Genomic DNA, 13,392 nt, shown 5'->3' on the forward strand with positions numbered 1-13,392 from the left:
CGTGCTATCTAGTATTTTTACTTCCCTACAGGCTAGACAATTTCGTTAGCTCTCACTCATCACAATCCCTCCAAACTAGCTTTAATTGATGTTATTTATTATGGGAAATTTACCTTTTACGGTAAATTATTGAAGTTCAATTATTAGTTGTTAAATATAGTATATTATTGTTACTTTTTTTGTAAATATGCTATAAATCCTATAAAAAACAGCTAGAATAGCAAGCTATTATCATAAAATTCACTTTAATAATATGGCTTCACTTCAGCATTTATAGGCATATGCCAAGGATAGCGGATTGGAACCCATTCTCTTTCTAGATATTGTAAGTGGTGTAGGATGATTATGCCCAATGTTCAGATGGAGGAAGTTCGGCACGGGTAAAAAGTCTCGTTCTGTCGAATTATACTTTCCTATCTTTTAAAAAGAAGACGGCACATCGGTTATTCATTACCGATGTGCCGCCCCAACATATAAATAGAAGCAGGTCTCCCTTTATCGGGAGCCTGCTACTTCTTTTAAAATCATTTACGTTACTACCTCGACGTGCACTGAGTGTAAGTCGCAACACATAATAGGGTGCTGGTGATGGTGAATTAACACTTATTGTACTAAGCTACACTAATGGGCAGGGGGGATACTTTGCGGATAGTGGAATACATTCATCGGATCATACTTTGCTTTTACTTTTCGGAGTCTGTCAAAATTCCTTCCATAATAGGCAGGTCCAAAGTTTTCAATATTAAAATCTGGAACATTAACATAGGAGCCCTTGGCGAACGGCTTCATCATCTCCCTCGTTCTTTCCACTAAGGCAAGGTTTCTCTGAGCTTCAGAAGGATCCGTCCAGGTTGCACTAAACTCAAAATAAAACTTTGGATCGCGCCAGAAGAATGCTGTGGCATTTGGAGAAATTCTACTAACTGCACCTCCCCAGTTTAGAAAGAAAAAGTTGGATTCGGTTCCGGTTGCTTCTTCAAGAAAACGGCGCATGATTTTGATTGCTTCATTTGGAAATGGCTCAAATCCCCAGGATGATGAAAATTTATTGCTCATGTCTGTCGGTATTGGGTCAGGTGCAAGCCATTTGTCAACGAGAGCTGGCCAAGGTAAAGCTTGAATGTTAATCTCTGTAGGCGTACCTGTTGTTAATAATGGTTCTAACAAATCGGTTAATTCTGCTTTTGAACCGAGAAATAGTCCAGTTGCGTGGAGTAACCCATTGGTTCTACTGAAAACCTCCAATATAGCGCCTAATCTATCGTCAACAGAAGGTGCCCATCTCTGCCAGACTTTAACAACCTCTTCCATTTGCTCCCACGGCCATATAATATCATACATCGTTGCTTTTGCAGGTGCACGATGTACTTTCAACTTGTATTCTGTAGCGATGCCGAAATTCCCCCCGCCTCCACCGCGCGATGCCCACAAGAGGTCGGAATTATTATTTTCATCAGCAATTAGTGTTCTTCCCTGAGCATCAACCATTTTTACCCCAATAAGATTATCACTGGCCAGACCAATTGTGCGTTGGATTGGCCCAATTCCACCGCCTAGTGTAAGACCGGCAATTCCGACGGTCGGGCTATCTCCAAAAGGTGTCATGAAACCTTTTTTAGCTAAAGTCTTCACAGCTGGCCCCACATCGTTACCGGTTTCTACAAGTGCTATTTCCTCTCTGCTATTTAGTCGAACGCGAGTCATTTCACTGACATCTATGACAATGCCATCTTTTACAACAGACATATCTCTTTCCAAAGCATGGCGCCCGCCACGGGCACGAAGAGGAACATTGTTTTCCCGTGCCCATCTTATTGCGTTGGACACATCCTTATGATTTTGGGCGAATACAATAACGAGGGGAAATGTGTTAGTATACGGATTCCAATTTAGTCGTGCTTTCTCATACCCGGGGTCGTCTCTAAAAATCACTCGTCCCGTCAATTGTGTTTTTGAGTTGATAAATACCACCCTTTCAAGACCAATATTCTTTACAGAAGTATTCTTTCATAATAAAGTATGTAGAAGTATTATGAAGGGTATGGGGCAAATATCCGTTTTTGGAAACGAATGCATTATAAGGGGTACCAAGGGAGAAGTTTACTGCATTTTATAAGATTATCTATTCAAATCGTTCTTTTTTAATAACTAATTTGTATATCCGTTACAAGAAACATGAAAAGGCAACTCCCATAGGGTTAGTTGCCTTCTTTTAATATGAGCTGGGCTACACACTCCACATGCACCGTGTGCGGAAACATGTCTACTGGTTGCACCTCTACCGTTTCAAACCCACCATCTTCAAGTATTCGCAAATCCCTTGCCAATGTTGCTGGGTTACATGAAACATACACGACCCGCTTTGGCTTCATTTCGATAATGGTTTGCAGTAATGCATCGTCACAGCCTTTACGTGGAGGATCGACGACAATTACATCAGCATGAATTCCGTCCTTTTTCCAGTTTGGAATGACGACTTCTGCTTCACCTACTGCAAATTCAACATTATCTATTCCATTTAGGATTGCATTACGTTTCGCATCTTCAATGGCTTCTGGAACAATTTCAACACCATATACCTGCTTTGCGTTTTGAGCTAAAAATAAAGTAATCGTTCCAATGCCACAATACGCATCAATAACCGTTTCCTTACCTGTTAAGCTTGCATATTCTAGCGCTTTATCATAAAGCACCTTCGTTTGTTCAGGGTTGACCTGGTAAAAAGACCGTGCTGAAATGGCAAACTTAATTTCACCAATATTGTCGTAAATGTATTCTTCACCCCAAAGGACGTTCGTTTCATCACCAAATATTACATTTGTTTTCTTTGGGTTGATGTTTTGGGCAATTGATTTCACTCCTACAATTTGTTCAGTGATTTCATCAATAATTTTATTCTTATTCGGAAGATCCTTCGTTCTTGTGATAAGAACTACCATTATCTCACCAGTAACAAGCCCATATCTCGCCATAATATGGCGAAGTGTACCCCGGTGGTTTTGTTCGTCATATGCTTTCACACCATATTTTTCGCATATTCTTTTCACAGTTTGGACAACTTCATCATTTTTTTCCTGTTGAATCATACAAGCTTCCATGTCAATGATTTCATGGCTGCGTTGCTGGTAAAATCCTGCTGCAAGTCCACCTTCGCGATCTGCAACAGGTACTTGTGCTTTGTTTCGATAGCGCCATGGTTTTTCCATTCCAAGAACAGGGTGGACCTTGATATTTTTTAGTTTTCCGATTCGGGTCAGTACTTCCTGAACTTGTTTTTGCTTTGCGACCATTTGACCTTCATAACTCATATGCTGAAGCTGGCACCCACCACATTCTTTATATACCGGGCAGGGTGCGTCAACTCGATATGGACCTTTTTCATATATTTCAATAAGCTTACCAAAGCCGTAGCCTTTTTTCACTTTGATGACTTTAATTTTTGCTCGTTCATCTGGCAATGCATTTGGTACAAAAATTGGATACCCATCTATTTTAGCAACACCTGCCCCATCATGGGTGAGGTCTTCAAATGTCACATCATAATATGTATTTTTTTCAATTGATACTTGACCATTTGTCATGTCATTACGTCCTTTACCTTCAAAATGCTAAAACTGATTGTATCATAAAATCTATATTGTTCGCTAATTCACTTGGGGAATATCAAAGATAAATCCCTTCTAAGGTACCTAGAACCCGTTATGGTGACCTCTAGAGCATCTTAAACTCCCCAAAATCAAAGAAAAAAACCTGGCAAATCGCCAAGTTATGATTGTGTAAGCTCCATTTTTTCGGCCTTATCTTTTCCAACAAGGACATTAATATGCTGATACAGATTTTCGAATTCTCCAGGGAGCAGGCCGCCGTATTCCCCATCAAGGTTCAACTGCATTTTATCAGTTGGATTTACCTTAATCCGATTTGCTTTTGCATAAATTACATGCGGATCATGTATATGCTCCCCACGTATCGCGAGTGAAGCAACCTTTATAAAATCTGCTAAATTTGCCTTTTTTAGAATAAGTAAGTCGAATAAACCATCATTCAATGATGAATCTGGAGCTAACTTCTCAAATCCACCTACTGAATTTGTTAGGGATACAAGGAATAACATGATTTCCCCTTCAAATAGCTTTCCATCATATTCAATACTAACATGTGTAGGCTTAATTGACGGCAGGATCTCCATACCCTTTAAGTAATAAGCAAGCTGTCCGAGCATGGTCTTCAGCTTACTTGGCACTTCATATGTTAACTCGGTCAAACGTCCTCCGCCAGCTATATTGATAAAATATTTATCATTGACTCGTCCAATATCAATTGGCGCAGTAATGCCCTCAACTAGAACATCACATGCTCCCTCGATTGTTCGGGGTACACCAATTGCACGAGCAAAGTCATTTGTAGTACCGACTGGAATAATTCCCAATGTTGGTCGGTATTCCTGTCCTGCAAGACCATTAACGACTTCATTAATTGTACCATCACCGCCCGCTGCTACGACAAGATCATATTTCCTTTCAACAGCAATTCGTGCAGCATTTGTTGCATCACCTTCACATGTTGTCGCATGACAAGATGTTTCATATCCAGCACCTTCAAGTCTCATTAACACCTCGGGAAGATGTCTTTTAAAAATCTCCCTGCCTGAAGTTGGATTATATATAATTCTTGCTCTTTTCATTACCCATCATCCTATTTTGAAATATAATTAATCAAATGCGCCTTGGCGTATTTGCGCCCAGATTTTTCGAGCATGCTCGAAAATTCCCTTTAAAAATCTGAGGCAACCGCCGGAGGCTTTAACTTTATTCAGTTGTGTATGAACCCCCATGCAAATTGAAAACTGATTTGCATTCATCTCACCAATAATTGAAGTGGGAGACTTCTGCTGAATAAAGTTAATCCGTTACTCACTATTTCACATAATAGCTCATCAAACGAATTTTATCAATTTTTTAGCTAACAAAAAAATCCAATTAACTACCATATATTCTTCACACCTCATTATAGTCAACCGCGATACGTAAAGCATGCACCGGAATACCTATTTACTATAATGCCCACGAAAAAACGCCTCAAACTGAAGCGTTTAAATCTTGATTTGCATTCCATTCACTCGCCAATAAACTATACGTAACCAAATCTTCAAAATGGTCATAGAGCCATTGACCTTGACGCTTTATACACTCGTTCGTAAACCCTAAACGTACAGGAATTGCCCTGCTTTTACAATTGCTCGCAGCAACTTGAATTTCCACACGATTAAGACCCAATTCGGTAAAAAGATAGCATAAAAGAGATTGGATACATTTTGTAATAATACCCTTACTCTGTGCATCTTCTGATAAAAAATACCCGATACTTGTTGTTTTATTTTTCCAATCTATATAATGAAGACCAATCATTCCTACTAATCTACCTTCATAACGAATACCAGCATCAAATCCGTTATTATCTGCATAATTTTTCAACCAAATCGGGATAATCGGTTCAAGATCTTCCGCTGATTTTCGTTTATCTACCCATAGTAACCATTTTCGTAGATGCTCACGATTTGAATCGATCAAATCAAATAATTCTTCTTTATGATGCTGTTGTAAAAGTTCTATGGAGATTTGTTCGTTCACACGATATGCAAACATCATATCCTCTCCATTCTATTTTCCTTCAACTAGATTAACAGAAACGAGCTCACTATTAAAAATGTTGAGACGATGTGTTCCATTGCCTAACTTTAAAATTCCCTTATATAGCTTTTCGCTGCTTTCCTCTTCATATGTTTCATCGATTCCACCTCGATCAGTCGTTTCAATCGAATCCCATTTTACATGCCCATCCTTCAAATCATTATTAGATGTAGCAGTCAACAATACATCATTTGTCTTGTTAACATGAACGGTAACATAGGAAGCGCCATTCACATTCCAATTGTTCTCAAGAGAACCTGGGTATAGTTCAAGATTATTATGATCTCCCCTAACTTCAAGACTAATGCTGTTCGGCACGATAATGGTAGGCTCCATCGCCGTATAAGTTGAGAATGGCCCCTCATAGTTAGCTGGCTCTTTTAACGTCACATACATTGTATCTCCAACAATCTTCGTTAATACATAATCATCCTTATCCTGAATTGGCGCATGGACATCCTTATTAATCGTTGCACGGTATGTACCAAACACATGTAATTCATTTGCATTAGAACCTTCAATATTCACTGTGTTATTCGTATCAACGACAATTCGTTTAACTGTAGTTGAAAGTTCTTCCTTAACTTCGGGAAGATTAAGTGTTGTATGCTCTGCCCCAACAAATTTTTGTGCCTCTGTTAAAAGACCAGTTGAACTAAGAATCGTAAAACCAATCCCAATTGTCCCGATAATCCCAACAAATAGAATGCTTAGAAAATCATATTTTACAACCGGATTCTCTTGCTTTGATAAAAAGAGGTACACTAGAATTTCGATTCCTAGTACGACTAAAATGAGCGGCCACCACACAAGTAGTGGCTCAACCATTTTGATATCACTAACCTGTGATATGAACAGGAGCACCCCTAAAAGTACGAGGGACAGCCCCATTGATATTGTACCAACTCGCCATTTTCTCATCATGCACTCTCCTTCTTGCTTTTACTTCCGAACAATAACTTTAAGCCACCGCCAATTAATAAAATACAAATAATTGTGCCTTGGAAGTAGTTATAGTACAAGTAGCGAATATCGATTCCAAAGTTAAGATTAATGCTTGGTGCAATTGCTGGAATCACGATACTATCAAACATGTAGTACAAACCAAGTGCTAATAGGCCAATTCCAATCCATTTTTGGTGATTCATGAAATACGAAATTACTGGAATATCCTCAAGTTCCTCTTCCCCATGCTTCGAAACCTTTTGTAATGCATCAAAAAAGCTATAAAACCAAATAATTGGAATCAAAAACATGAAAAGGGAAAGTCTTAAACTATCTAAAATATAGATTCCAAACAAGAAAGCTGCCATTAACTGTAGGCCGCGTTTCTGCAATCCAAGGTACATATGGCCAGCACCAGGAAATATTGATAATACAGTTGCTAATGTTTTACTCTTTTTCCCTTGTTCTTTCTTTGTTTCCTCAAGATCTTCTAATATGGTACGATCGACAAGTTCCTCGCCCCTTTGTTTCTTACCAACCTGTTGAATCGCATCAAACATATTGTACACCCAGAGAATCGGCAGGATTCCGAGGAATACCAAAAATCCATCCTGACTTGTAAATACTGTGATAAAGAAAATCATCGTCCCTAGTCCAAAGAAACCTATTAAAAACGTCAACCCTCTATTCATTAAGCCTAGTTGAAAATGGCCAAGCCCCGGAATAAATGACAGCAAGATTGTATAAAAACGTTCAGATTCATCATTTCGTATTTGTGGCTGAACTGCGGTCACTCCGTCATTCTGTCCAGTTTGCACGGACTTCTGAGAATTTTTCAATAGATACAGAACCATATCCAATAAATTAATAGCCGTAACGACAATTCCAAATCCTGCACCTACAAAAAACACCTGTGGTGCATAATCAACCATTGCTATAAAAAGACCAAAAGCCACTGATCCAATACCAAAAAATCCGTATAGAAACCCTTTTACATTACGATTTACATAAAAAAACCCAACTCCCGGTATAAACGAGAGAAAAAATGCGAGTAATGGATTTTTATTCATTATTCTTTGCCTCCTTTTTGTCGTGGTTCGATTTTGTCAAATATAGATAACGCCTTTTCCATTAAGCTATTTGATAGAGTTTGCTCTTGCTTTGACATCGACGATGATGCCTCAACCGTAGCAACAATGCCTGTAATGCTTTGGAAAACGCCTGTTGTCATCAACGTGATTGTAATAATTGCTGCGACTCCATAATGAAATAACGGATGTTGATAAACAGTTCTTTTTCTTGCCTTCTTTTGTGGAAGCTTAGCCATTACTTCATCTGTGAAGCTACTATCATCTAAGTCTGGAAGTTGCTCGGCTTGGGTATCTATCAATTTTATATAGACGTCCATACACTGGTCACAGGAAAATAAATGATCTTCAAGCTCTTCTCGCTTCGACTCAGATAGCTCATCCTTAATATATGTCAACCAATCATCCTCGCTGAAATGCTTCATCAAAAATCATCCTCCTTCCAATGCTTCTTCATCCAACTTCTAGCCCGATATAGCTTCGTTTCAACCGTCTTAACTTCAACTCGCTGCTCGTCAGCAATTTGTTTATAGCTCTTCTCGGTTATGTAATACGCATAAATAACTTCCCGATAATTCGGGGGCATTTCATCTAATCGATTACGAACCAGTTCTCTTTGTTCTTTACGTAAAAGGGGTACAACCACATTTTCATCAGACTGAGAGAGTTGTGAAAATTCCTCTGGTTCAATAGTTATCTCCTTTTGCCGCTGCTTTTTACGCTTCATATCAATTGCATGATTCACCGCAATCCGTGTCATCCACGTCTTTAGACCTTGAGAATTATACTCGGGGAGAGCATAATAAATTTTCAGAAACACTTCTTGAGCCGCATCCTCCGCATCCTTTTCATTCTTTAGAATCGGATAGATGACTTTGAAAATGCTATTCTTATATCTTTCAACAAGTAAGCGAAACGCATGCTCATCGCCTGCCCTCACCTTTTTTACTAGTAACTCATCTTGAATCGTGCTCCCCCCCTTTCTCTCTTGTCTACCTTAATAGACGAACTTACTCCTACTATACCCTACACTTTTTTATAAAAAAAATAAAAAAAGGCCCTCACATATTGAAGGCCAGCCGGTTATAGTATTTTTTATTATTCAAATGGAGAAGTTTATAGATTAAAGTAGCGATAAGTGTTGATGGTATTGTTAGTAGATCTCCTTGAAGATTGTATTGCATTTCTTGTTGTTCAAAGGAAATATTTCCATTATCCCTTTTCTGTCTATTCAAAAAAGGACCAGACACAAGTCTGATCCTCAACCATCACTTTAACGCTTATTCATTTCTTCAACTAAAATCTTGTTTACCATTTGTGGATTTGCTTGGCCTTTTGTTTGTTTCATGACCTGACCTACTAAGAAGCCAATCGCTTTCCCTTTTCCACTTTTAAAGTCTTCGATTGATTGTGGATTTTTATCAAGAATTTCAACAATTATACTTGTAAGTGCACCCTCATCAGAGATTTGAACAAGTCCTTTTTCTTTGACGATGGTTTCTGCATCTCCACCATTTTCGATTAACTCTTTGAAAACGGTTTTCGCGATTTTAGATGAAATCGTTCCATCTTCAATTAGTTTGATCATGCCAGCTAATCCTGAAGGAGTAAGGGCAATCTCATGTAATTCTTTTTGTTCTGCATTTAAATAGCCAGAAACCTCACCCATAATCCAGTTAGAAGCTTGTTTTGCATCCGCCCCACCTGCTACTGTTTCCTCAAAGAAATCCGCCATTTCTTTTGTTACAGTTAGTACGGCAGCATCATAAGCTGGAAGACCGAGTTCTTCTGTATATCGTTTTTGACGTGCATCTGGAAGCTCTGGGATTTGCGCACGAACCCTTTCTTTCCATTCATCATCAATATAGAGTTCAACTAGATCAGGCTCTGGGAAGTAACGGTAATCATCAGAGCCTTCTTTAACACGCATTAACAATGTTGTTTTCGTTGCTTCATCATATCGTCGTGTTTCCTGCCCAATTTCTCCACCTGCTGAAAGAACCTCTGCTTGTCTTGTTTGTTCATATTCTAATCCTTTTTGAACAAACGCAAATGAGTTCAAGTTTTTCAGCTCCGTTTTTGTACCGAATTCCTCTTGTCCAACTGGACGCAATGAAATATTCGCATCACAACGAAGTGAGCCTTCCTCCATTTTACAGTCAGACACACCCGTGTACTGAATGATTGATTTTAATTTTTCAAGGTATGCATAAGCTTCCTCTGGAGTACGGATATCCGGTTCAGACACAATCTCAATAAGGGGTGTACCTTGACGATTGTAGTCGACTAATGAATAACCATCCCCTGTATGTGTCAGCTTACCTGCATCCTCTTCTAAATGAAGACGAGTAATACCGATTCGTTTCTTTTCCCCATTCACTTCAATATCAATCCAGCCATGTTCCCCAATCGGCTTATCAAATTGAGAGATTTGGTAGGCTTTCGGATTATCTGGGTAAAAGTAGTTTTTACGATCAAATTTTGTATCTGTAGCAACCTCACAATTCAGTGCCATCGCTGCACGCATCGCATATTCAACAGCTGTTTTGTTTAAAACAGGAAGAACCCCAGGATAACCTAGTTCGACGACACTTGTTAGTGAATTTGGCGGAGCACCAAATTCATTAGGACTGCTTGAAAATATTTTTGATTGTGTTTTTAATTCAACATGGACCTCAAGCCCAATGACCGTTTCATATTTCATCTTTTTCACCCCTTACAATTGTGGTTTCTTTTTATGATGATCAGTTGCTTGCTCAAATGCGTGTGCAACTCGATAAATAGTACCTTCATCAAAATGCTTTCCGATGATTTGTAATCCAAGTGGAAGACCTTCCGAGAATCCACAAGGCACCGAAATTCCTGGTACTCCAGCTAAGTTTACCGGGATTGTTAAAATATCATTTGCGTACATTGTCATTGGATCCTTCGTGTTTTCGCCAATTTTAAAGGCTGGTGTTGGCGTAGTTGGTCCGACAATAACATCATATTTTTCAAATACATCTTCAAAGTCCTTTTTAATTAATGTACGGACTTTTTGTGCTTTTTTATAATACGCATCATAGTAGCCTGAGCTTAGTGCGAATGTTCCAAGCATGATACGACGTTTGACTTCATCGCCAAAGCCTTCACTTCTCGTTTGCTTGTACAACTCAAGTAAATTTGACGCATTATCCGTACGATAACCATATCTTACACCATCAAAGCGAGCTAGATTTGCAGAAGCTTCTGATGATGATAAAAGATAATAAGTTGCTAATGCATATTTTGAGTGTGGAAGTGAAACTTCTTCCCATGTAGCACCAAGTCCTTCAAGTACCTTTAGTGCTTCGAGCACAGATTGACGAACCTCTTCATTAACGCCTTCACCTAGGTATTCTTTTGGAACAGCGATTTTTAGACCCTTCACATCGCCAGTTAATGATGATAAAAAGTTCGGTACATCGACATTTGCAGAAGTCGAATCCATCTCATCTAGTCCTGAGATTGTTTGAAGAAGATAGGCATTATCTTCAACTGTACGTGTAATCGGTCCGATTTGGTCTAATGAAGATGCAAATGCGATCAGCCCAAAGCGCGATACACGTCCATATGTAGGCTTTAATCCAACAACTCCACAAAAAGCAGCAGGTTGACGAATAGATCCACCCGTGTCAGAACCTAATGAAAAGAGTACTTCCCCAGAAGCCACTGCTGCTGCAGAACCACCACTGGAGCCACCAGGTACCCGATCTGTGTCCCATGGGTTTCTAGTCACTTTATAGCTTGAGTTTTCGTTGGAAGAGCCCATTGCAAACTCATCCATATTTAATTTCCCTATCGTAACCGTTTGAGTAGCTTTTAACTTTTGAATAACTGTTGCATCATAAATTGGATCAAAGTTTTCAAGAATTTTACTTGCGGCAGTAGTGCGAAGCCCTTTCGTGACAATATTGTCCTTGATTCCAATTGGCATACCGAAGAGAACATTATTTTCACTATTGCTAATTGCATCATCCAGTTGCTTCGCATATGTTCTTGCATTTTCTTCATCTAATGTTAAAAAGGCCTGTACCTTATTCTCGACCTCATGAATCCGTTTATATGATTCATCAACTAAGTCAGTAATTGATATTTCTTTTTTATGTAAAAGGTCATGTAATTCCGAAACCTTGTGGTCAAATAGAGACATAATATGCTCCCCTCCTTATTCAATTATTGATGGTACTCGAATTTGTCCATCTTTTGCATCTGGTGCATTTTTCAATACTTCCTCTATAGGTAATCCTTCGGTTGCTTTATCTTCACGAAGGATATTTTTCATAGTAAGAACATGGGTTGTTGGCTGAACTCCTTCTGTATCCAATTCATTCAATTGCTCTGCAAACGTAATGATCGCATCCAACTGTTCTTGAAACATTTCAGCTTCTTCTTCTGTAACAGCCAAACGTGCTAAATTCGCAACATGCTTAACTTCATTAATCGAAATTCTAGACATTCTTCATTCACCTCCATGGCTATACGACCGCAATATTACTACTGATAATAACAAAGTTTTACCCTCCACGGCAACAATTTCCAACATACCACCGTAAATTTCTCTCCATACTAATACATAGCACCTTGCACCTTTGCACCTATCCAGCTATCGGCCTCTAAAAAAGCTTAGCTTTGACACTTGAATACTTTTGAAGCATAATATTCGTCAATCAATGGAGAAATTTGCTATATTTAATACATATTAAACATGTTGGAGTGAATGAAATGGAAAAGATAAATTCTGCTGAACGTTTTAATGAGGTCATTAATTCAAACGGAGCTATTGTGATTTTCGATACGACATGGTGCCCAGATTGCAGACGTTTGGAAATGTTCATTGATGATATTATTGCTAATCATAATCAAATAAGCTGGCATAGTATTGACAAGGATGAGTTCCCAGAATTCGCTGAGAAATATAATGTAATGGGAATCCCAAGTCTACTTTATTACAAAGGTGGAGAAAAGCTTGGGCATTTACACAGTGCAAATGCAAAATCACCTGAAGAAGTGAATGAGTTTTTAGAAGGTTTAGGGATTTAATGCATGTAAGAGCTTGGAGATTATATTCTAAGCTCTTTAATTCGTACTTTTTTTGAAAATAGTATAAGATTTTCCTCATTTTTATGTGTAAACACAAAAATACGGCCGTTATTTTCAATTTACGGTCGTTATTCGAAAAATACGGCCGTTAGCCTGAAAATACGGTCATTATTCTGAAAATACGGCCGTTAGCACTTTTACAGTGATATTTAACAACTACATTTTTTATATAAGGAGACTTAACACAATGAAGGTTAAAATTAACCGAAATGCAGCAAAAGTAATGAATAAAATGTTAAATGATCCAGAATCTGAGGGTAAAATGATTCGTGTAATCATTACTGAACAGCACGGAGACCATGCCCATTATGCGCTTCAGTTTGATAATCCGACAGAACATGATGAGATTGTCAAAACAGACAAAGATATCGACATACTACTTGATACACGGGATGCAGATTTTCTTGATGGTGTTTGGATTCAATTCTTTTACGTACCAGAAGAAGGATTTGTCATCACCAATCCTTCAAAAGGACATCATCACCATTAATATCTTAACAAAAGCGAGGAATGCTCCTCGCTTTTCTACTGTCATATACAAAAACCTC

At 38.6% G+C, this 13,392-nt stretch carries 14 protein-coding genes; 2 read left to right on the forward strand and 12 right to left on the reverse strand.

Going from position 1 to position 13,392, the window contains the following annotated elements; genetic code table 11:
• Positions 1-621 precede the first annotated feature (621 nt).
• From MJG50_RS04885 to gatC, 12 genes are all read right to left on the reverse strand, one after another.
• A complete protein-coding gene (locus MJG50_RS04885; RefSeq protein WP_240253315.1) occupies positions 622-1,962 on the reverse strand; it encodes an FAD-binding oxidoreductase in 1,341 nt (446 codons plus the stop codon).
• A gap of 236 nt (positions 1,963-2,198) precedes the next feature.
• On the reverse strand, positions 2,199-3,581 hold the full coding sequence (gene rlmD / locus MJG50_RS04890) for a 23S rRNA (uracil(1939)-C(5))-methyltransferase RlmD (protein ID WP_240253235.1): 1,383 nt from the start codon (positions 3,579-3,581) through the stop codon (positions 2,199-2,201).
• A 185-nt stretch (positions 3,582-3,766) separates the two neighbouring features.
• Complete coding sequence (locus MJG50_RS04895; RefSeq protein WP_240253237.1) at positions 3,767-4,684, reverse strand: diacylglycerol kinase; 918 nt, start codon at positions 4,682-4,684, stop codon at positions 3,767-3,769.
• Positions 4,685-5,078: 394 nt separating this feature from the next.
• The gene (locus MJG50_RS04900; protein WP_240253238.1) at positions 5,079-5,645 is read right to left on the reverse strand and encodes a GNAT family N-acetyltransferase; all 567 of its coding nucleotides are present in this window, start codon (positions 5,643-5,645) and stop codon (positions 5,079-5,081) included.
• A 15-nt stretch (positions 5,646-5,660) separates the two neighbouring features.
• Complete coding sequence (locus MJG50_RS04905) at positions 5,661-6,611, reverse strand: exosporium protein E (RefSeq protein ID WP_240253240.1); 951 nt, start codon at positions 6,609-6,611, stop codon at positions 5,661-5,663.
• A complete protein-coding gene (locus MJG50_RS04910) occupies positions 6,611-7,705 on the reverse strand; it encodes a hypothetical protein (RefSeq protein WP_240253241.1) in 1,095 nt (364 codons plus the stop codon). Before MJG50_RS04910 ends, MJG50_RS04905 begins: the two co-directional genes overlap by 1 nt.
• Complete coding sequence (locus MJG50_RS04915; protein WP_240253243.1) at positions 7,705-8,148, reverse strand: anti-sigma factor family protein; 444 nt, start codon at positions 8,146-8,148, stop codon at positions 7,705-7,707. Before MJG50_RS04915 ends, MJG50_RS04910 begins: the two co-directional genes overlap by 1 nt.
• The gene (locus MJG50_RS04920) at positions 8,148-8,663 is read right to left on the reverse strand and encodes a sigma-70 family RNA polymerase sigma factor (protein WP_240253245.1); all 516 of its coding nucleotides are present in this window, start codon (positions 8,661-8,663) and stop codon (positions 8,148-8,150) included. The genes MJG50_RS04915 and MJG50_RS04920 overlap by 1 nt, the downstream gene beginning before the upstream one ends.
• 121 nt (positions 8,664-8,784) lie before the next feature.
• Positions 8,785-8,973, reverse strand: coding sequence for a DUF3949 domain-containing protein (locus MJG50_RS04925; RefSeq protein WP_345893204.1), 189 nt, complete (start codon positions 8,971-8,973; stop codon positions 8,785-8,787).
• 23 nt (positions 8,974-8,996) lie between these two features.
• A complete protein-coding gene (gene gatB / locus MJG50_RS04930; protein ID WP_240253246.1) occupies positions 8,997-10,427 on the reverse strand; it encodes an Asp-tRNA(Asn)/Glu-tRNA(Gln) amidotransferase subunit GatB in 1,431 nt (476 codons plus the stop codon).
• 12 nt (positions 10,428-10,439) lie between these two features.
• On the reverse strand, positions 10,440-11,894 hold the full coding sequence (gatA, locus tag MJG50_RS04935; protein WP_240253248.1) for an Asp-tRNA(Asn)/Glu-tRNA(Gln) amidotransferase subunit GatA: 1,455 nt from the start codon (positions 11,892-11,894) through the stop codon (positions 10,440-10,442).
• Between the two features lie 15 nt (positions 11,895-11,909).
• On the reverse strand, positions 11,910-12,200 hold the full coding sequence (gene gatC, locus MJG50_RS04940; protein ID WP_240253249.1) for an Asp-tRNA(Asn)/Glu-tRNA(Gln) amidotransferase subunit GatC: 291 nt from the start codon (positions 12,198-12,200) through the stop codon (positions 11,910-11,912).
• 266 nt (positions 12,201-12,466) lie between these two features.
• On the opposite strand from gatC, the gene MJG50_RS04945 reads away from it, so the two are divergent.
• Positions 12,467-12,784, forward strand: coding sequence for a thioredoxin family protein (locus tag MJG50_RS04945; protein ID WP_240253250.1), 318 nt, complete (start codon positions 12,467-12,469; stop codon positions 12,782-12,784).
• A 247-nt stretch (positions 12,785-13,031) separates the two neighbouring features.
• A complete protein-coding gene (locus MJG50_RS04950; protein WP_240253251.1) occupies positions 13,032-13,334 on the forward strand; it encodes an iron-sulfur cluster assembly accessory protein in 303 nt (100 codons plus the stop codon).
• Positions 13,335-13,392 lie beyond the last annotated feature (58 nt).

Source organism: Fredinandcohnia quinoae, assembly GCF_022427965.1.
In the GTDB taxonomy this organism is placed as follows: domain Bacteria; phylum Bacillota; class Bacilli; order Bacillales; family Bacillaceae_L; genus Ferdinandcohnia; species Ferdinandcohnia quinoae.